General features: G+C 60.9%; 17 protein-coding genes and 1 tRNA gene. 7 read left to right on the top strand and 11 right to left on the bottom strand.

Annotated features, from left to right (window positions below; all coding sequences use genetic code 11):
* Positions 1–222: 222 nt before the first annotated feature.
* Both C4K38_RS26760 and C4K38_RS26755 read right to left on the bottom strand, forming a co-directional pair.
* Positions 223–3,753, bottom strand: coding sequence for an ATP-binding protein (locus tag C4K38_RS26760; protein WP_231998591.1), 3,531 nt, complete (start codon positions 3,751–3,753; stop codon positions 223–225).
* Between the two features lie 55 nt (positions 3,754–3,808).
* A complete protein-coding gene (locus C4K38_RS26755; protein WP_053280852.1) occupies positions 3,809–4,435 on the bottom strand; it encodes a response regulator in 627 nt (208 codons plus the stop codon).
* 522 nt (positions 4,436–4,957) lie between these two features.
* Here C4K38_RS26755 and C4K38_RS26750 point away from each other — a divergent pair.
* Positions 4,958–5,980: a fimbrial protein gene (locus tag C4K38_RS26750; RefSeq protein WP_081001590.1), complete on the top strand. Its 1,023-nt coding sequence runs from the start codon at positions 4,958–4,960 to the stop codon at positions 5,978–5,980.
* A 263-nt stretch (positions 5,981–6,243) separates the two neighbouring features.
* On the opposite strand, the gene ychF is transcribed toward C4K38_RS26750, so the two are convergent.
* From ychF to C4K38_RS26710, 8 genes are all read right to left on the bottom strand, one after another.
* A complete protein-coding gene (ychF, locus tag C4K38_RS26745) occupies positions 6,244–7,344 on the bottom strand; it encodes a redox-regulated ATPase YchF (protein ID WP_053280851.1) in 1,101 nt (366 codons plus the stop codon).
* A 22-nt stretch (positions 7,345–7,366) separates the two neighbouring features.
* Complete coding sequence (pth, locus tag C4K38_RS26740; RefSeq protein ID WP_053280850.1) at positions 7,367–7,951, bottom strand: aminoacyl-tRNA hydrolase; 585 nt, start codon at positions 7,949–7,951, stop codon at positions 7,367–7,369.
* A 168-nt stretch (positions 7,952–8,119) separates the two neighbouring features.
* Positions 8,120–8,719, bottom strand: coding sequence for a 50S ribosomal protein L25/general stress protein Ctc (locus tag C4K38_RS26735; protein ID WP_053280849.1), 600 nt, complete (start codon positions 8,717–8,719; stop codon positions 8,120–8,122).
* 140 nt (positions 8,720–8,859) lie between these two features.
* A complete protein-coding gene (locus tag C4K38_RS26730) occupies positions 8,860–9,801 on the bottom strand; it encodes a ribose-phosphate pyrophosphokinase (RefSeq protein ID WP_003171603.1) in 942 nt (313 codons plus the stop codon).
* Between the two features lie 48 nt (positions 9,802–9,849).
* Positions 9,850–9,924, bottom strand: a tRNA-Gln gene (locus tag C4K38_RS26725).
* A gap of 37 nt (positions 9,925–9,961) precedes the next feature.
* Positions 9,962–10,813 carry a 4-(cytidine 5'-diphospho)-2-C-methyl-D-erythritol kinase gene (gene ispE / locus C4K38_RS26720; protein WP_053280848.1) on the bottom strand — a complete coding sequence of 284 codons (852 nt, stop codon included), beginning with the start codon at positions 10,811–10,813 and terminating at the stop codon, positions 9,962–9,964.
* A 2-nt stretch (positions 10,814–10,815) separates the two neighbouring features.
* A complete protein-coding gene (gene lolB, locus C4K38_RS26715) occupies positions 10,816–11,433 on the bottom strand; it encodes a lipoprotein insertase outer membrane protein LolB (protein WP_053280847.1) in 618 nt (205 codons plus the stop codon).
* Between the two features lie 4 nt (positions 11,434–11,437).
* The gene (locus C4K38_RS26710; RefSeq protein ID WP_053280846.1) at positions 11,438–13,162 is read right to left on the bottom strand and encodes a tetratricopeptide repeat protein; all 1,725 of its coding nucleotides are present in this window, start codon (positions 13,160–13,162) and stop codon (positions 11,438–11,440) included.
* 181 nt (positions 13,163–13,343) lie between these two features.
* Here C4K38_RS26710 and hemA point away from each other — a divergent pair, with 181 nt between their 5' ends.
* The 6 genes from hemA (at position 13,344) to C4K38_RS26680 (ending at position 18,714) form a co-directional block, all read left to right on the top strand.
* The gene (gene hemA / locus C4K38_RS26705) at positions 13,344–14,630 is read left to right on the top strand and encodes a glutamyl-tRNA reductase (RefSeq protein ID WP_053280845.1); all 1,287 of its coding nucleotides are present in this window, start codon (positions 13,344–13,346) and stop codon (positions 14,628–14,630) included.
* Entirely contained in the window at positions 14,627–15,709 is a 1,083-nt protein-coding gene (prfA, locus tag C4K38_RS26700) for a peptide chain release factor 1 (protein ID WP_007928353.1), read from the top strand. Before hemA ends, prfA begins: the two co-directional genes overlap by 4 nt.
* A 6-nt stretch (positions 15,710–15,715) precedes the next feature.
* Positions 15,716–16,546, top strand: coding sequence for a peptide chain release factor N(5)-glutamine methyltransferase (gene prmC, locus C4K38_RS26695; RefSeq protein ID WP_053280844.1), 831 nt, complete (start codon positions 15,716–15,718; stop codon positions 16,544–16,546).
* Positions 16,540–17,295 carry a molybdopterin-synthase adenylyltransferase MoeB gene (locus C4K38_RS26690; protein WP_053280843.1) on the top strand — a complete coding sequence of 252 codons (756 nt, stop codon included), beginning with the start codon at positions 16,540–16,542 and terminating at the stop codon, positions 17,293–17,295. Before prmC ends, C4K38_RS26690 begins: the two co-directional genes overlap by 7 nt.
* Positions 17,288–18,079 (top strand): glutamate racemase, encoded by a 792-nt coding sequence (gene murI / locus C4K38_RS26685; RefSeq protein ID WP_053280842.1) that lies wholly within the window; start codon positions 17,288–17,290, stop codon positions 18,077–18,079. Before C4K38_RS26690 ends, murI begins: the two co-directional genes overlap by 8 nt.
* 116 nt (positions 18,080–18,195) lie before the next feature.
* Positions 18,196–18,714, top strand: a complete 519-nt coding sequence (locus C4K38_RS26680) for an acyloxyacyl hydrolase (RefSeq protein WP_025806239.1) — start codon at positions 18,196–18,198, stop codon at positions 18,712–18,714.
* A 7-nt stretch (positions 18,715–18,721) separates the two neighbouring features.
* On the opposite strand, the gene C4K38_RS26675 is transcribed toward C4K38_RS26680, so the two are convergent.
* Positions 18,722–19,027, bottom strand: a complete 306-nt coding sequence (locus C4K38_RS26675; protein ID WP_023967381.1) for a YkgJ family cysteine cluster protein — start codon at positions 19,025–19,027, stop codon at positions 18,722–18,724.
* Positions 19,028–19,092: the final 65 nt, after the last annotated feature.

The following is a 19,092-nucleotide window of genomic DNA, read 5'->3' as shown; positions in this document are numbered from 1 at the left end:
TTCCTTGAGGTCTTCGATGCCGGCCGCTGCATGACGCGGCCAGGGTTGCCCGTGGCTGGCAGTGCCCGGTAACGAAGGGCTCCTAGGATGCCGAGCAGGCTTGCGGGCTTGTATGAGACGAGTACGAAAGGCGCGAGGAGGGAGTGGAACAAGATGTTTCAGGGCGCCGGCCTGGGCGTCGCCCAGGGCCGGGATGCTGTGCGCAGGGTTGTCCGGAACAGGTCAGCCGTGGCGTTCGATATCGCGCAGCATGCGTTCGATGACGGCCAGCACGGCTTCACGTTGGTCATCCAGATTCTGCGCACCCTGGCGGGCCGCGAGTTGCAGGTCGAGGCAGGCCCGCATCAACGCTGGCGAATCGACGGTGCAGGCCAGCCCGCTGACCCGGTGGACCCACTGTTCGAGGAAGTCCGGTGTGTCGGGCAGAGGGGCGCTCAGCAGCTCGCGCTCCTGTTCCAGGTTGCGGCGCAGCTCCTGGAACAAGCGTCCCTTGAGCTGCGGATCGTTCTGGAAACCCTCCAGGTAGGCCAGGTCGAACGATGCGGCGGCTTCCTCGTCAGGCGCTGGGGCGAGGGGAGGCGTGAGGGGGGCTTTGAGGGATGCATTGGATAGCCCGCCGAGTATTTCCCGCAGGCGTTCGAGGACGATGGGCTTGACCATCAGGTCGTCCATGCCCGCCGCCTGGCAACGCTGCTTTTCATCGGCCAGGGCCCGGGCGGTGTAGCCGATGATCGGCAGCCTTGGCAGGCCGCGCGCCTGTTCCGCGGCGCGGACGTTGCGGGTGAGGGCGTAGCCGTCCATTTCCGGCATGTTGCAGTCGGTGATCAGCACATCGAAGTCGCCCTGTTCCCAGGCCTGCAGGGCCGCCTTGCCGCTACCGACGTAGGTGCCTCGATGGCCGAGCCTGAGCAGTTGTTGCTCGAGCACCAGGCCGTTGGTGGAGACGTCGTCGACGATCAGCACATGCAGCGCGGTGACCGCTACAGGGCCTTGAACGGCCTGCGGCGCTTCGTCCTCGACGACGGGTTGCCAGGGCAGGAGCAATTCGAAGCTGATCCGGCAACCCAGGCCTGGCGCACTGTCGAGCCGGATATTGCCGCCCATGAGTTCGACCAGCTGTTTGCAGATGCTCAGGCCCAGGCCGGAGCCGCCGTGCTGATGGGCAATCTCGGCATAGGCTTGCTGATAAGGCGCGAAGATCTGCGACTGGAGTTCTTCGGCGATACCGACACCGGTGTCGTTGACCTGGAATATCAGCCGGCTCTGGCGTGGGGCCGAGTCGAGTTCCCGGACCTTCAGTTCGACCTGGCCATGAGCGGTGAACTTCAAGGCGTTGGACAGCAGGTTATGGAGGATTTGCGTCAGGCGCATGGCGTCCACCGGATAGTGCCGCCGCGGGGCCAGGTTGTGTTCCAGCTTCAGCTCCAGGTGCTTTTCCCGGGCCTGGACGGCGAACAGTTCAAGGCAGCTTTCCAGTAACGGGGCGAGCGCGGTGGGGCTGGGCGCCAGTTCCATCTGGCCGGTCTCGGCCTTGTCCAGATCGAGAATGTTGCCGATCAGGTCGATCATCGATTGCGCCGACTGCTGGGCGATGCTCAGGTTCTGCGAGGGCGCGGACGAGCCGCTGGTTTCCAGCTCCAGCAGGCCGACCATGGCGTTCAGCGGGGTGCGCAGCTCATGGCTCATGGTCGCGAGGAACTGGCTTTTCGCCGCGCTGGCGTCGAGCGCCTGTTGCTGGGCTTCGAGCAGTTTATTTTCCAGGTGCTTGCGCACGCTGATATCGATCCAGCCCCCCAGCAGACCCTGCTGTTTACCGAGCGCGGTGTAGAAGGGCACCAGCCATTGGTAGATATGGTGGGTCTGGCCGCTGACCTCGATCACGCTGTCGAGGAACTGCGACTGGCGGTTATCCAGCAGCCGCTGGTGCTGTTCCTCCAGCTCCAGGGCCAGCGCGGGCGGGCTTATGCCTTGCTCCTGGGGCGTGGTGCCGCGGATCTCGTCCAGGGATTGGCCGAAGAACTGCTCATAGGCGTGGTTGCAGGTGCTCAGGCGCCCCTGCAGGTCGCGTACGTAAAGGGGAATGGGCAAGCCGTTGAGCAGGGCGAACTGGAAGGCCAGTTGGTCCTTGAGCTGGTTCTGCGCGGCGCGCCGTTTGCGGATCTGAATCCGCAGACGCCAGTTCCAATGCAAGGACAGCAACACCAGCACCAGGACCAGTGCAGCGGTCTGCCACACCCAGCTCGGCAGATAGTCCCAGAGCGAGCCCTTGGTCGCGGGCCGCGCCAGAACGCTGATACGGTCCTGGTTGCCGTCCGAGTTCTTCAACGAGTACAGGAGCTTGTTGAGGATGCTCAGGAGTTCGGGGTGCTTGGCCGAGACGGCGAACACCAGGGGGTCGGGCTGGGCCTGGAACTGCTTGCCGACGCGCAGCCCCGGATTAGTCATTTGCCGGGCATCGGCGGCGCTGTTCAGCATGGCGTCGACCATGCCCTGTTCCACCAATTGCACGGCCTGATCGTAATTGTCAGTAAGCACCAGTTCGATCGTCGGGTAGCGGCTCGCCAGCAGCGACTGCAGCGGGTGCCCGGCCTGGAGTGCCAGGCGCCTGCCGCCCAGGGCCGCCAATGAACTGGGGGAACTGGCGCCTTTGCGGGTAACGAAGGCCCAGTACTCGGTGCCGAAGCCATCGCTGAACAGCAGGCTTTTTTGCAGGGCCGGGGTCGCCGCCAGGGACAGGGCGATCTGGGCTTCGTCATTTTCCAGGCGGCGCTGGTCGATTTCCGGCGACTGGCTGTCGATGATGTTCAGTTGCAGCTGATAGTCGTCGGCCAGGCTGCGCAGCACATTGAATGCCAGCCCGGCCCATTGGCCATCGGCCTTGCGGTACAGGTAATTGGGGATTTGGCGGGCAATCAGGTTCAGCGACGGAAGGCGCTTGAGCCAGCTGTCTTCCGCGCTGTTGAGGGCGAAGGAGTCGGTCGGCGCGAACAGCCAGGGCGAGCGTTCCCAGTGCTGCAATATCTCTTGTTTGCGCTCCCGGGTAACCGTCTTCAGCGAGGCGTTGATCAGGGTGACCAGATTCTCTTCATGCCCCCGTGCGGCGAAGCTGAAGCCCATGGCCGGCAGGTCGGCGACGTATTTGTTCTGCAGCTTGAGGTTGGCCAGGCTGCGCATGTAGAAATTGCTGCGCAGTTGATCGCCGATCAGCGCGTCGGCCTCGCCGTCGGCCAGGCGTTGCAGGCCTTCGACAATGCTTTTGATCACGATCAGTTCGGCCTTGGGGTAGGCCTTGGCGACCGTTTCGGCCTGTACATAGTAGGCCGGGACCAGCACGCGTTTGCCCTCCAGGTCCGGGGGCAGGTCCTTGTCGGCGATGCGGCCGACGATGATCGGCTCGTTGTCCAGGTAGGGCATGCTGTAGATGAACCCGGGTTGCTTCCTTTCGTACTCGGTGGCGCGGGGCATCAGGTCGATGTCCCCGGTGGTCAGCGCGGCGATGGCGGTGTCCACCGTAGGGTAGGGCACGCGCTGGATCGGCAGTTCGAGAAACTGGCTGATGTGTTCCAGGTAGTCGTTGGTGATCTGGTTGAGGACAACGTTGCCGCGAGGCTCGGGTCGCTCGTTGGAGGCGCTCACTTCGGCGACCCGTAGCGGGCGCGGGGGCAGTGTCTGACGCAGGGCCATCAGCGTGGCCAGGGACAGCGGCGCAGGCTCAGGTTCGGTGGCGCCCAGGGAAGCAACGCTGGTCAGCATGAGCGTGATCCAGAGGGTCAGACGCGACAGGCCCGCTAGAGGGTTAGGCATAGTCTCAGGCCAGCCCGACTTCCTGGATGTACAGGTACAGGCTGGCATTGTTATCCAGCCCCAGTTTGCGCATGGCGCTGCTTTTCTGGCTACTGATGGTCTGTTTGGAACGGTTGAGGTGCAGGGCTATTTCATTGACCGAAAGCCCGGCGCCGTACAGGCGCAAGACCTCGACTTCGCGAGGGGACAGTTGCTCGACCTCGGTCACGGGTTGGCCGGGGTTGAGCAGATGCCGGATGGAGGGGGATATGAAGGGCTTGGCCTGGCTGGCGCGAACCGCCATCTGCAGGTCGCCTTGTACCCCGCGCTTGCTGATCAGCCCCTGGACGCCCAGCTTGAGGATCGAGGCCAGCAGCGCCGGGTTGTTGAGCATGGTCACCACTATGACCGCAATGGCCGGATAACGACGGCGCAAGTGTTCGATCAGGCGGATGCCGTCGGCCTGTTGGCTGTGGGGCATCATCAGGTCGGTGATGACCAGGTCACAGGGCTGCTCGGCCAACAGCTGGAAAAGCCCTTCGACATCCTGGGCCTCGCCGACGATCTGCAGCGTGCTGTCATCACTGAGCGACGCCCGAATGCCGATCAGTGTCAGCAGGTGATCGTCGACGACTATTACTTTCCTTTGCATCTGTGGCGGGGCCCTGTCCGTGCGTAGCGTGAGCGAGTGCATAGAGTTAAGCAGAACGCATGCAAGTATCTGCCTGTGTCAGAGGGATGCAGGGTACTCCTGTCGCGTGGCGCGATGAAGTGTCCGTGGCTTTCAGCGGCAGAGTTACCCAAGCCTTCGGTTTTCTATTGAGAAGATGGTGGATCTGGTTTGCGATTTGACGCTTGTCAGGGCTTGGCCTGCAAGAGTGTTATCGAGCGATCCGGAGTTGTCGCTGCGTGATGACGGCAGCCAACCCCTACCCACATAGAGATCGTCCTCGGCTATGTGGGGGGCGATTTAGGACTTTTCCTTTCTGAAATTAGGAATATAGGAATTGCCTTATTGAGAGGGCTGCATTTTCTTTCGGAAAATAGCGACCGCGTTGGGTCTTGTCATCAGACGGGACAAAGCCCTTCTGTTTGGATAAAGAAGCCCGGCCACAAGGGTTGTTGCCCTGGCGATCGATGCAAATTCCCTCTAGATGGTACTGATGACTTTCATATGAAACGCAGCATTTTTATCCCGGTGTTTATTCTGTTTTTTATCTTCTCTGCATTACTACCGAGTCATGTGTTTGCCGCTGGATGGTTCAGTCCACGAACATCCAGTATTTCACTGCCTGCAAACATCGTTGTTCCAGGAAACGCCGACGTCGGGGCGGTGCTGTGGACCTCTACTCGAGAAGAGTCAAAACTGCTGGACGGGACGTTCGCCGAAAACTCTACAATTTGGGGCTCAGTGAGTAATGGAACACTGGCTCCAGGATTTACCGATGTCTACGAGACCAATATTCCTGGCTTGGGCGTCAGGTGGTGGGCTATATGGCGGGCCCGAAATTTTCCCAGTGGGGTCACCACCCCGATCACCAGCCCAGGGACTCACAACGCCGGTGCAACCGGTTGGCAGCTCAATGATTCTCATATGCAAACCATCTGGATAGAGCTGATAAAGACAGGCCCGATTCAGAGCGGGAAGTTATCGGTTGGGACTCTGGTGACAAGCAAATTCAACTGTGCGCAGGGCGGCTGCAGGGACTGGCAGGTTACGGTGGCCGGTCAAAGCAGTATCTCGGCCGGACCAACTTGTAGCGTTTCCACACCGGCAATTCCGGTATCGATGGGCAACATTGCAACCACGACTTTTACGGGCATGGGCGCTACATCTCCTCCCCGCCCTTTTACCATCACCTTGGCTTGCTCGGGGGGAGAGCCGGGTACTACGATCAGTTCCTATGTCACGCTGACGGACGTGTCTCGCCCAGACAATACCTCCACCACGTTGTCGCTCACTTCTGCGTCGACCGCATCCGGGCTAGGTATTCATATTCTCAAAGAGGATGTCGTGCTCGGTTATGGGCCTGACTCCAGTTCTGCAGGGAATATCAATCAATGGAGGGCGGGCACAATCGCGCAAGGCGTGTCGGTGTTTCAGATTCCACTCAGTGCGCGCTATGTGCAGATTGCGCCAAACGTATCGCCTGGCAGTGCAAACGGATTGGCGACTTTCACGCTGAGTTATCAGTGAGCTAAGGCGTGCAGAGAACCGTGAAGAGTTATTTTCAAGGCTGAAGGATTGGACCAGAAGAACAATCAGGCCTGTGCGGGAGCTTGGGAGGGGGAATCGAGGGAGGTTTACTGACTTGATCTTGAACCGGGATACCCCAGTTTTTTGTGGCTGAAAACAATAGGGCCCCATGCGGGGCCCTATTGTTTTCAGCAACTTCTTATTTAAAGAGATCTATTGTCAGTGGCGTTCTAATGGCGCCACTGAGCTTCGGCAAAAACGCGTCAGACGTTGAAGCGGAAGTGCATCACGTCGCCATCCTTGACGATGTATTCCTTGCCTTCCAGGCGCCATTTGCCGGCTTCCTTGGCACCGGCTTCACCCTTGAACTGGATGAAGTCGTTGTAGGCGATCACTTCGGCGCGGATAAAACCTTTCTCGAAGTCGGTGTGGATCACAGCGGCGGCCTGTGGGGCGGTGGCACCCACACGGACGGTCCAAGCGCGAACTTCTTTGACGCCGGCGGTGAAGTAGGTCTGCAGGTGCAGCATTTCGTAACCGGCGCGGATCACGCGGTTCAGGCCTGGTTCTTCGAGACCCAGGGCTTCGAGGAACATGTCTTTCTCTTCGCCGTCTTCAAGTTCGGCGATTTCCGCTTCGATCTTGTTGCAGACCGGCACGACCACGGCGCCTTCTTCTTCGGCGATGGCCTTGACCACGTCAAGGTGCGGGTTGTTTTCGAAACCGTCTTCGGCAACGTTGGCGATGTACATGACCGGCTTGGTGGTCAGCAGGTGGAAGCCTTTGATCACCGCTTTTTCGTCGGTGCTCATGTTCTTCATCAGGCTGCGCGCTGGCTTGCCTTCGGTGAAGTGAGCGATCAGTTGCTCGAGCAGGGCTTTCTGCGCCACGGCGTCCTTGTCACCGCCCTTGGCGTTGCGTGCGACTTTCTGCAGTTGTTTTTCGCAGCTGTCGAGGTCGGCGAAGATCAGTTCCAGGTCGATGATCTCGATGTCGCGTTTCGGGTCGACGCTGTTGGACACGTGGATCACGTTATCGTCTTCGAAGCAGCGGACCACGTGGGCGATGGCATCGGTTTCGCGGATGTTGGCCAGGAACTTGTTACCCAGGCCTTCACCTTTCGAGGCGCCCGCCACCAGGCCGGCGATGTCGACGAATTCCATGGTGGTCGGCAGCACGCGCTCAGGCACCACGATGGCGGCCAGGGCATCCAGGCGCGGATCCGGCATCGGCACGATGCCGCTGTTCGGCTCGATGGTGCAGAAGGGGAAGTTCTCGGCCGCGATACCGGATTTGGTCAGGGCGTTGAACAGGGTGGACTTGCCGACGTTAGGCAGGCCGACGATGCCGCAGTTGAATCCCATGGTGTTTCCCCTCGGATAAGAGTCAGGCCTTCTGGCTGTGCAGGTTTTTCATCGCACGGTTCCATTCACCGGCGAAGATATCCGGCAGCACGCCGAGGGCAAAATCGATGCTGGCATCGAGCTTTTCCTGTTCGGCGCGTGGCGCGCGACCCAGGACAAAGTTCGAGACCATGCTGGCGACGCCTGGGTGGCCGATGCCAAGCCGCAAGCGGTGAAAGGTGTTCTGGTTGCCCAGTTGCGCGATGATGTCGCGCAACCCGTTGTGCCCGCCATGCCCGCCGCCCTGTTTGAGCTTGGCGACGCCGGGTGGCAGGTCGAGCTCGTCATGCGCCACCAGGATTTCTTCGGGCTTGATGCGGAAGAAACCGGCCAATGCCGCCACGGCCTGGCCGCTGCGGTTCATGTAGGTGGTGGGTATCAGCAGACGAATGTCCTGACCCTGGTGCGAAAAGCGCCCGGTCAGGCCGAAATATTTGCGATCGGCCACAAGGTTGACGCCTTGTTTCTCGGCGATGCGCTCAACAAAAAGGGCCCCTGCGTTATGCCGGGTCTGTTCGTATTCGGTGCCTGGATTACCCAGGCCAACGATCAGTTTGATGGCAGTCACGATAGGGGCCCTTCCTTGGAGTTGTGGATAACATCGCCGCGACTGGAGTGTGCGGCGAAAGTGGACGACAAGTGCTCATTTACCATTATGTAAACTCCGCGTTCCCGCCCGCTTTCTCGCTACGTTCCAGTCCGCGATGTTTCCGGTAACTCCGGCAAGCAGAGTGAATTACTCTGCAGCGCCTTCTGCAGCTTCTGGAGCAACACGTGGAGCGTGAACGTTGGCAACAGCCAGGTCGTTACCGTGAGCCAGAGCAACGAACTCAACGCCTTTAGGGGCCTTGATGTTCGACAGGTGAACGATGGTGCCGATTTCAGCGTCAGCCAGGTCGACTTCGATGAACTCAGGCAGGTCTTTCGGCAGGCAGGACACTTCGATTTCAGCAACAACGTGCGAAATCTCGCCGCCTTTCTTGACCGGAGCAGCTTCGTTGATGAAGTGCACTGGAACGATAGCGGTCAGTTTCTGACCAGCAACAACGCGTACGAAGTCAGCGTGCATCACGTGGCCTTTGGCCGGGTGACGTTGCAGCGCCTTGATCACGACGTTTTGCTTGGTGCCGCCAACGTTCAGCTCGATGATGTGGCTGTAAGCCGCTTCGTTTTCGAGCAGTTTGGCAACTTCTTTGGCCAGCATGCTGATGGATTCAGGGGCTTTGTCGCCACCGTAAACTACAGCTGGAACCAGGCTTGCGAGACGACGCAGGCGGCGGCTCGCACCTTTCCCCAGGTCGGAACGCAGTTCAGCATTCAGAGTAAAATCGTTCATGTTGTATCTCCAAAATAACCACACTCGCCCCAGCGTTTGCGACCAGCGCTAAAGGCGATATGGGCAAAAAAGCCCCGCCCCAACAGGAATGCTGGGGCGGGGCGCTTTTCGTCATCGAGATGTAAGGCTAGGGCAGGGCCTTAGCGGAACATCGCGCTGATCGATTCTTCGTTGCTGATACGGCGAACCGCTTCGGCAACAACCGGGGCGATATCCAGTTGACGGATACGCGCACAGGCTTGTGCTGCAGCGGACAGCGGGATGGTGTTGGTCACCACCAGCTCGTCCAGCACGGAATTTTCAATGTTCTCGATTGCTCGACCCGACAGCACAGGGTGTGTGCAGTAGGCAAAGACCTTGGCAGCGCCATGCTCTTTCAGGGCCTTGGCCGCGTGGCACAGGGTGCCGGCGGTATCGACCATGTCGTCAACCAGGATGCAGGTACGGCCTTCAACGTCACCGATGATATGCATCACTTCAGAGTGATTGGCTTTCTCACGGCGCTTGTCGATGATCCCGAGATCCACGCCCAGGGATTTGGCAACGGCACGTGCACGCACGACGCCACCAATGTCCGGGGAGACGATCATCAGGTTTTCGAAACGTTGGTCTTCGATGTCATCCACCAGAACCGGGGAGCCGTAGATGTTATCTACCGGAATATCGAAGAAGCCCTGAATCTGGTCAGCATGCAGATCAACCGTGAGAACACGGTCGATGCCGACTACGGTAAGCATGTCAGCCACGACTTTCGCGCTGATAGCCACACGTGCGGAACGCGGACGGCGATCCTGACGGGCATAACCAAAGTAAGGAATTACAGCAGTGATTCGAGTCGCTGAGGAGCGGCGGAAGGCATCAGCCATCACGACGAGTTCCATCAGGTTATCGTTGGTCGGAGCGCAAGTCGGCTGAATAATGAAGACGTCCTTACCGCGGACATTTTCATTGATCTCAGCGGTAATTTCGCCGTCGGAAAACTTACCGACAGAGATGTCACCGAGAGGGATATGCAGCTGACGTACGACACGCCGAGCCAGATCGGGGTTAGCGTTCCCCGTAAAGACCATCATCTTGGACACGCGCAGTACCTGAAGGCTGAGGGTATACCTGGATGAGTATAAGGAAAATGGCAGGGGCGGCTGGATTCGAACCAACGCATGGCAGGATCAAAACCTGCTGCCTTACCGCTTGGCGACGCCCCTGTATCTGTTGCATCAAGTGCCTGGCACTTGGTTCCTTTTAGAGCAGACTTTGCAGCTTGCGATGCAACATCGAAACGTTGCTTCCTTTCGCTACAAACCCTGTAAGGGTCTCTGTAAGAAGGGCCGAGACTTTATCAGCTTCAGCTTTGCTTGGGAAGCCCCCAAACACACAACTTCCAGTTCCGGTCAGTTTTGCTTCGGTAAATTTACCTAACAAATTCAATGCGTTACGTACATCTGGATAACGCCTTGCAACCACCGGCAAGCAGTCATTTCTGCTGTTTCCCTTGGGAACGGGGCGCACTTTAATGGGCGGAGTGTCACGTGTCAACAGCGGATCTGAAAAAATTTCTGCTGTACTTACAGAGACTTGCGGCACCAGTACGAGATACCAAGGCTCCTCGGGGTCTACCGGGGTGAGTTTTTCTCCCACGCCCTCGGCGAAAGCCGCATGCCCGCGCACGAAAACCGGCACGTCGGCGCCCAGGGAAAGGCCCAGCGTGGCCAGGCGATCTTCGTCCCAGCCCAGTTGCCAGAGATGATTCAGGCCCAGCAGGGTGGTCGCCGCATTGGAGCTGCCGCCACCGATGCCGCCCCCCATGGGCAGGACTTTCTCGATCCAGATATCGATACCCAGTGGGCAAGCGGACTGTTCCTGAAGCTGTTTGGCCGCCCGCACGATCAGATTGCTGTCGTGGGGCACGCCGGCGAATTCCGTATGCAGGCGAATGACGCCGTCATCGCGCACGGCGAAGGTGATTTCATCGCCGTAATCGAGAAACTGAAAGATCGTCTGCAGCTCGTGATAACCGTCTTCACGGCGCCCGAGGATGTGCAGCATCAGATTGAGTTTTGCCGGGGAGGGCAGGGTCAGTCGTGGTGCGTTCATGCTTACTGCCCCAGCTTGCGTGGTTGCCATTCCTTGATCACCAGCGTGACGTCAAGGTCGCGGCCATGCAGCTTGATCCGCTCGGGCAGCCAGTAACCGCTCTGTTGTGCATAACTCAGGTACTCGACCTGCCAGTCGTCCTGTTCGAGATTGGACAAACGGCTGTCGCCATCCAGGGTCAGGCGGCTCTTGCTGTCGGGGGCGGGCAGTCCGCGAACCCACCAGGCCAGATGGGAGACAGGCAGCTTCCAGCCCAGCTGTTCTTCGAGCAGGGCTTCCGGGGTTGGCGCTTCGTAACGTCCCTGGTTGGCGACTTCCAGCGCGACCTGGCCGGGACGGCCGGTCAGGCGGGCGGCACCACGACCCAGCGGGCCGGACAGGCGGATATCGTAGTAGTCCTGGCGTTGCAGCCAGAACAGCGTGCCGCTGCCCGAATCCTTGGGCGCACGAATGCCGATCTTGCCGTTGATCTGCCAGCCGTCGAGGCCGGTCAACTGCTGCTTATGTTCGCGCCATAACGCGGGGCTGCCATGACCCTCGACGGATTCACGGGTACCGAAACCCGAACAGCCGGCGAGCAGAGCGATAAAGCTGAAAACGATAAGGTGGCGCAAAAACATAGTCTTAAAGGGTCTCTGATCCGGTCAGGCGCTTGATGGTGCTGCGCAGGATTGGGCTGTCGGGCTGATCCTTGAGGAACTTGCTCCAGATCTGCCTGGCTTCGCGTTGCTTGCCATTGGCCCAGAGCACTTCGCCCAGGTGCGCGGCGACTTCCTGGTCGGGGAAGCGTTCCAGCGCCTGGCGCAGCAGGCGTTCGGCCTCCGCGAGGTTGCCCAGGCGATAGTTCACCCAGCCCAGGCTATCGAGCACCGCCGGATCGTCCGGGGTCAGCTGATGGGCCTGTTCGATCAGGGCCTTGGCTTCGGCGTAGCGGGTCGTGCGATCCGACAGGGTGTAGCCGAGGGCGTTCAAGGCCATGGCGTTGTCCGGCTCGCGCTTGATGATCAGGCGCAGGTCCTTTTCCATCTGGGCCAGGTCGTTGCGCTTCTCGGCCTGCATCGCACGGGTGTAGAGCAGGTTTACGTCGTCCGGGTATTGCTGCAGGGCTTGCTGGAGAATCTTCCAGGCCTTGTCGCCCTGTTTGTTGGCGGACAGGGTTTCGGCTTCGATCAGGTACAGCTGGATGGCGTAGTCCGGTTGGGTGTCGCGGGCCGCGGCCAGGCGTTTTTCGGCTTCGGCGGTACGGCCGTTGTTCATCAGGATATCGGCCTGACGCAATTGTGCCGGCAGGTAGTCGTTGCCTGGGCCGACCTGGCCGTATTCCACCAGCGCGCCCTGTGGATCATTGAGTTCTTCGGCGATGCGGCCAAGGTTCAGGTGCGCCGAATCGACATGGCTTTCCCGGGCGATCAGGTCTTCCAGGTAACCCTTGGCTTCTGCCCAGTCCTTGGCTTCCAGGCAGACCAGTGCCAGGGAGTAACGCAGCTCGTCGTCTTCCGGATACTGCTGGACCAGGCTGGAGAACTGGGCCTTGGCATCGTCCATGCGATCCTGTTCGACCAGCATGCGCGCGTAAGTCAGGCGCAGGCGCTTGTCGTCCGGGTACTTGCGAATGCTTTTTTCCAGCAGCGGCAGGGCTTCGTCGGCGCGGCTGAGGCTCTGCAGCAGGCGGGCGCGCAGGAGGATCGGCGCGATTTCGCCTTCTTCCGGCGGGTTCTGCTCGAGCAGCTTCAGGGCTTCGCGGGTGTCGCCGTCCTGTTGCAGCAGCAACGCCTTGCCGAAGACCAGTTGGCCGTTGTTCGGGTGTTTTTGCAGCAGGCGGTCGAAACTCTTCATCAGACCGTTGCGGGTGTCCTGGTCGGTGTCGGCGGCCGACAGCGCGAGGAAATCGAAGTGGGTGTCGCCCTTGCCCTGCAGGACTTTCTCCATATAGACCATGGATTCGTCGTAACGCCCGGTGCGGGCCAGCTGGATGGCGGCGGCACGCTGAGCTTCCAGGTCGTCCGGGGCGTTTTTCGCCCAGATCAGCGCCGTGTCCAGCGCGGCCTGGTCGGCGCCCAGGTATTCGGCGATGCGGAACGCCCGCTCGGAGATGCCCGGGTCCTGGGTGTTGATGGCCTGGGTGACATAGTTGTCCAGGGCAATGTCGAAACGATTGCGTTGGCCAGCCAGTTCCGCGCTCAGCAGGCTGAAGATCGTGTCTTCGCTGAACGAGGAGTAAACCTTGGGCTTTTCAGGAGCCGGTGTGCTGTCTTCGACCGGCGGCGTACCGTCCGGTGAAACGGGTGCCAAGGCCTGGCAGCCGCTGAGGAAGACAAAAGCGAGGAGCAACGCGGAAGATCTATTCATATAGGAAGAGGACGACTAACCTGCGGTCGGATCATCATGACACAAGCCTTCGGCCAAACATAACCGAGACTCAGCGGATGCCTTACAGAGGCAGTCTATTGGGACAATAGTCGGCAGTGGTTGTTCTGAATCTTTCGAAGTAGGACAATTGTCGGCTTCTCGACATCATCAGCGACCTTGAATGGCCTTCCTCGCACTCGGTATTAACCACAAGACTGCTTCAGTAGACGTCCGCGAGCGCGTGGCCTTTACCCCTGAGCAGTTGGTTGAGGCCTTGCAGCAGCTCTGCCGCCTCACCGACAGCCGCGAAGCTGCGATCCTCTCCACCTGCAATCGCAGTGAACTCTATATAGAACAGGATCACCTTTCGGCGGATGTCGTGCTGCGCTGGCTGGCCGAGTACCACCATCTGAGCCTCGAAGACCTGCGCGCCAGTGCCTATGTGCACGAAGACGATGCGGCCGTTCGTCACATGATGCGTGTCGCCTCGGGGCTGGATTCGCTGGTGCTGGGCGAACCGCAGATCCTCGGGCAGATGAAATCCGCCTACGCTGTGGCGCGTGAGGCCGGAACCATTGGTCCGCTGCTGGGGCGGCTGTTCCAGGCCACCTTCAGTGCCGCCAAACAGGTGCGCACCGATACCGCCATCGGCGAAAACCCGGTTTCCGTGGCCTTTGCCGCGGTGAGCCTGGCGAAACAGATTTTCAGCGATCTGCAGCGCAGCCAGGCGCTGCTGATCGGCGCCGGCGAGACCATCACCCTGGTCGCCCGCCACCTGCATGACCTGGGGGTCAAGCGCATCGTGGTCGCCAACCGCACCCTGGAGCGCGCCAGCACCCTGGCCGAACAGTTTGGAGCCCATGCCGTGCTGTTGTCGGATATCCCTCAGGAGCTAGTGCACAGCGACATCGTCATCAGTTCCACCGCCAGCCAGTTGCCGATCCTGGGCAAGGGCGCGGTGGAAAGCGCGCTGAAGCTGCGCAAGCACAAGCCGATCTTTATGGTGGATATCGCCGTTCCCCGGGATATTGAGCCGGAAGTCGGCGAGTTGGACGACGTTTACCTCTATACCGTCGACGATCTCCACGAAGTGGTCGCCGAAAACCTCAAGAGCCGTCAAGGCGCGGCGCAGGCGGCGGAAGAGCTGGTGAACATCGGCGCCGAGGACTTCATGGCGCGCCTGCGCGAGCTGGCTGCGGTGGATGTGCTCAAGGCGTATCGTCAGCAGAGCGAGCGCCTGCGCGACGAAGAACTGCAAAAGGCCCAGCGCATGCTGGCCAACGGCAGCAGCGCCGAAGACGTCCTGATGCAACTGGCTCGCGGCCTGACCAACAAATTGCTGCATGCGCCCAGCGTCCAGTTGAAAAAACTGACCGCTGAAGGCCGCCTGGATGCGCTGGCCATGGCCCAGGAACTCTTTGCCCTCGGTGAGGGCGCTTCGGACTCTTCGGATAAAAAACCGCAATGAAAGCGTCACTGCTCAATAAGCTGGATGTCCTCCAGGACCGTTTCGAGGAACTGACCGCGTTGCTTGGCGACGGCGAAGTCATTTCCGATCAGGCCAAGTTCCGCGCCTATTCCAAGGAGTACGCCGAAGTCGAGCCGATCGTCGAGACCTATAAACAGGTGCTCAAGGTCCAGGCCGATCTCGAGGGCGCCCAGGCGCTGCTCAAGGACAGCGATCCGGACATGCGCGAAATGGCGGTGGAAGAAGTCCGCGAGGCCAAGGAGCAACTGGTCGAGCTGGAAAGCACCCTGCAACGCATGCTGTTGCCCAAGGACCCCAACGACGGGCGCAACGTGTTCCTGGAAATCCGCGCCGGCACCGGTGGCGACGAGGCGGCGATCTTCTCCGGCGACCTGTTCCGCATGTATTCGCGTTATGCCGAGCGGCGTGGCTGGCGGCTGGAGATCCTCTCGGAAAACGAGGGCGAGCACGGCGGCTATAAAGAAGTCATCGCCCGGGTCGAAGGCGAGAACGTCTACGGCAAGCTGAAATTCGAATCCGGCGCCCACCGCGTACAGCGGGTGCCGGCCACTGAATCCCAGGGGCGCATCCATACCTCGGCCTGCACCGTGGCGGTATTGCCCGAGCCGGACGAGCAGGAAGCCATCGAGATCAACCCGGCGGACCTGCGGATCGACACCTACCGCTCCTCCGGTGCCGGTGGCCAGCACGTCAACAAGACCGACTCGGCGATCCGCATCACCCACATCCCGTCGGGAATCGTGGTCGAGTGCCAGGAAGAGCGTTCCCAGCACAAGAACCGGGCGCGGGCCATGTCCTGGCTGTCGGCCAAGCTCAACGACCAGCAGACCAGCGCCGCGGCTAATGCGATTGCCAGCGAACGCAAGCTGCTGGTGGGTTCGGGCGACCGCTCCGAGCGTATCCGCACCTACAACTTTCCCCAGGGCCGGGTGACCGATCACCGCGTCAACCTGACCCTCTATTCCCTCGATGAAATCCTCGCCGGTGGCGTCGAGGCCGTGATCGAACCGCTTCTGGCCGAATACCAGGCCGATCAACTTGCGGCACTGGGCGAGTAAACATAAATGACCATCATCGCCAGCCTGCTGCGCGCCGCCCAATTGCCCGATTCGCCCACGGCCCGTCTGGATGCCGAGTTGCTGCTGGCCGCCGCCCTGGGCAAGCCGCGCAGCTTCCTGCACACCTGGCCCGAGCGGATCGTGCCCAGCGAAGCGGCATTGACCTTCGCCAGTTACCTGCAGCGGCGCCGCTCCGGCGAGCCGGTGGCCTATATCCTTGGCCAGCAGGGGTTCTGGAAGCTCGACCTGGAAGTGGCGCCCCACACCCTGATTCCGCGCCCTGACACCGAGTTGCTGGTGGAAGCGGCGCTGGAGCTGCTGGCCGCCACGCCGGCCAAGGTGCTCGACCTGGGCACCGGCAGCGGTGCCATCGCCCTGGCCCTGGCCAGCGAGCGCCCGGCGTGGCGGGTCACCGCGGTCGACCGGGTGCTGGAAGCCGTGGCCCTGGCCGAACGCAACCGCCAGCGCCTGCAACTGGACAATGTCAGGGTGCTGAGCAGCCATTGGTTCAGCGCCCTGCAAGGCGAGCGTTATCAGCTGATCATCAGCAATCCGCCCTATATTGCCGACGCCGACCCGCATCTGGCGGCCGGCGATGTGCGCTTCGAGCCGGAGAGCGCCCTGGTCGCGGGCAAGGACGGGCTGGACGATCTGCGCCTGATCATTGCCCAGGCGCCAGGTCACCTCGAAGCCGGCGGCTGGTTGATGCTGGAGCATGGCTATGATCAAGCGCCGGCTGTACGCGGCCTGTTACTCAGCCAAGGGTTTGCCGAGGTCCACAGCCGTGTCGACCTGGGTGGTCATGAACGCATCAGCTTAGGAAGCCTGCCGTGCTGAACGATCAGGAGTTGTTGCGCTACAGCCGGCAGATTCTGTTGCAGCACGTCGACATCGATGGCCAGTTGCGACTCAAGGCCAGCCGCGTATTGATCGTCGGCCTCGGCGGCCTGGGCGCTCCGGTGGCCTTGTACCTGGCCGCCGCGGGTGTCGGCGAGCTGCACCTGGCCGACTTCGATACGGTCGACCTGACCAACCTGCAACGCCAGATCATCCATGACACCGACAGCGTCGGCCTGAGCAAGGTCGATTCGGCGATGCGTCGCTTGTCCGCGATCAATCCCGAAATCCAGCTGGTGCCCCATCGCGCCGCGCTGGATGCCGACTCCCTGGCGGCCGCGGTCACGGCGGTGGACCTGGTGCTCGATTGCACCGACAACTTCTCCACTCGCGAGGCGGTGAATGCCGCTTGTGTCGCCGTCGGTAAGCCGCTGGTCAGTGGCGCTGCGATTCGCCTGGAAGGGCAGTTGTCGGTGTTCGACCCACGCCGCCCCGAGAGCCCGTGCTACCACTGTTTATATGGGCACGGCAGCGAAGCCGAACTGACCTGCAGCGAAGCCGGTGTGGTCGGGCCGCTAGTAGGGTTGGTGGGCAGCCTGCAGGCCCTCGAGGCCTTGAAGCTGCTGGTGGGGTTCGGCGAGCCGCTGGTGGGCCGCCTGTTGTTGATCGATGCCCTGGGCACGCGCTTTCGCGAACTGCGGGTCAAGCGCGACCCGGGCTGCAGCGTCTGTGGAGACCAGCATGCGTGAAGCGCCGATCGGTGTCTTCGACTCCGGCGTCGGCGGCCTGTCGGTACTGGCGGAAATCCAGCAGCGCCTGCCCCATGAGTCGCTGCTGTATGTAGCCGATTGCGGCAACATTCCCTATGGCGAGAAAACCCCCGAATTCATCCGCCAGCGTTGCAGCCTGGTCGCCGGGTTTTTCCGCGAGCAGGGCGCCAAGGCGCTGGTGCTGGCTTGCAACACCGCGACTGTGGCCGGCGTCGCCGACCTGCGTCGGGACTACCCGGACTGGCCCATCGTCGGCATGGAGCCCGCGGTCAAGCCGGCTGCCGCCGCCACCCGCAGCGGCGTGGTCGGTGTGCTGGCCACCACCGGCACCTTGCAGAGTGCCAAGTTCGCCGCCTTGCTCGATCGTTTCGCCACCGACATCAAGGTCATTACCCGGCCATGCCCGGGCCTGGTGGAACGGATCGAGGCCGGGGATCTGCACAGCCCCGCGTTGCGCCAACTGCTGCAGGGGTATGTCGAGCCGCTGCTGGCGGCCGGCTGCGACACCATCATCCTCGGCTGCACCCACTATCCGTTTCTCAAGCCGTTGCTCAAGTCGATGATCCCCGAGGACATCAGCCTGATCGATACCGGGGCCGCGGTTGCCCGCCAACTGGAGCGCTTGCTCGGCGAGCGCGAGCTGTTGGCCGCGGGGCCGGCACGCCAGGCTCAGTTCTGGACCAGTGGCGATCCGCATCATTTCAGACATATTCTGCCGCTGCTCTGGAAAGAGACGGGAGCGGTGCAAAGCTTCGCTCTATAGAAGAATCACGCAGAAGCGGTGATTTGCGCTGAACTTCTGTTCAAGCGCGGATTTCTACTAACGTGTGTGTGACATCTGTACAACACCATACGAATCGTTTGAAAAGGATGTTCCTGATGAGACGAATGTTTTATTTGGCTGCGCTTGCGGCCGCGCTGTTGGGGCAAAGTCTTTCGGTACAGGCGGCTGGCGTCGAGTTTTCGGTGGGACAGACCAGTGATTCGACCCAGGCTTATCGCCTGGGCATGCAATTCGATTGGGACAAAAGCTGGTTGCAAAGCGATGTCGGTCGTCTGACCGGCTACTGGAGCGGTGCCTATACCTTCTGGGATGGCGACAAGACGTCCAGCAACCACAGTCTGTCGTTCTCGCCGGTACTGGTGTACGAATTTGCCGGGCAGAACATCAAGCCTTACATCGAGGCGGGGATCGGCGTGGCGGTGTTCGCCAACACCGAGGTGGAGGACAACAAGCTCGGTTCGGCGTTCCAGTTCGAGGACCGCTTCGGTTTCGGCCTGCGTTTCAACGGCGGGCATGAAGTCGGTATCCGTGCCACGCACTATTCCAACGCTGGTATTACAACGCCCAACGACGGTGTAGAGAGCTACTCGCTGCATTACACCATGCCGTTGTAAGACCCTTTCAGCGATACGCCGTGGCGATGCCGCGGCGTTCGTTGAGGCAGTCCACTTCCCCCATCTCGAACTCCCGGCAGATCAGGGGCCGTTGTTCGTAGATGCTGCACAGCATGCTGTTGCGATCCAGCGCGGCACACCAACCGTCATCCAGCCGCAGCATGACTTCGCCACCCCAGTCGTCGGTGTCGATAAAGCGTTCGGGCACCCCGGTTTCGGTGATCAGCATCACTTCCAGTTGGCAGCAGCAGGCCGCGCAGCTCGAGCAGGTGACCGCTGTTTCGGCGATCTGGGTGACAGGAATAGTGGTCATAGGCGCGCAGTGTAAGGCAGTGGCCGCAGGCTGTGTGAAACCACTGACGGACGCCTGCCGCTCCC

The sequence above is a fragment of the Pseudomonas chlororaphis subsp. piscium genome, assembly GCF_003850345.1.
In the GTDB taxonomy this organism is placed as follows: Bacteria; Pseudomonadota; Gammaproteobacteria; order Pseudomonadales; family Pseudomonadaceae; genus Aquipseudomonas; species Aquipseudomonas piscium.
Note: the sequence above shows the minus strand (reverse complement) of the source record. Positions and strands in the feature narration are given on the sequence as shown.

Bases quoted from the DNA above. Each gene is read 5' to 3' on its own strand.
- C4K38_RS26760 (WP_231998591.1), bottom strand. From the start codon at position 3,753: ATGCTGACCAGCGTTGCTTCCCTGGGCGCCACCGAACCTGAGCCTGCG.
- C4K38_RS26755 (WP_053280852.1), bottom strand. From the start codon at position 4,435: ATGCAAAGGAAAGTAATAGTCGTCGACGATCACCTGCTGACACTGATC.
- C4K38_RS26750 (WP_081001590.1), top strand. From the start codon at position 4,958: ATGAAACGCAGCATTTTTATCCCGGTGTTTATTCTGTTTTTTATCTTC.
- ychF (WP_053280851.1), bottom strand. From the start codon at position 7,344: ATGGGATTCAACTGCGGCATCGTCGGCCTGCCTAACGTCGGCAAGTCC.
- C4K38_RS26735 (WP_053280849.1), bottom strand. From the start codon at position 8,719: ATGAACGATTTTACTCTGAATGCTGAACTGCGTTCCGACCTGGGGAAA.
- ispE (WP_053280848.1), bottom strand. From the start codon at position 10,813: ATGAACGCACCACGACTGACCCTGCCCTCCCCGGCAAAACTCAATCTG.
- lolB (WP_053280847.1), bottom strand. From the start codon at position 11,433: ATGTTTTTGCGCCACCTTATCGTTTTCAGCTTTATCGCTCTGCTCGCC.
- C4K38_RS26710 (WP_053280846.1), bottom strand. From the start codon at position 13,162: ATGAATAGATCTTCCGCGTTGCTCCTCGCTTTTGTCTTCCTCAGCGGC.
- hemA (WP_053280845.1), top strand. From the start codon at position 13,344: ATGGCCTTCCTCGCACTCGGTATTAACCACAAGACTGCTTCAGTAGAC.
- prfA (WP_007928353.1), top strand. From the start codon at position 14,627: ATGAAAGCGTCACTGCTCAATAAGCTGGATGTCCTCCAGGACCGTTTC.
- prmC (WP_053280844.1), top strand. From the start codon at position 15,716: ATGACCATCATCGCCAGCCTGCTGCGCGCCGCCCAATTGCCCGATTCG.
- murI (WP_053280842.1), top strand. From the start codon at position 17,288: ATGCGTGAAGCGCCGATCGGTGTCTTCGACTCCGGCGTCGGCGGCCTG.
- C4K38_RS26680 (WP_025806239.1), top strand. From the start codon at position 18,196: ATGAGACGAATGTTTTATTTGGCTGCGCTTGCGGCCGCGCTGTTGGGG.
- C4K38_RS26675 (WP_023967381.1), bottom strand. From the start codon at position 19,027: ATGACCACTATTCCTGTCACCCAGATCGCCGAAACAGCGGTCACCTGC.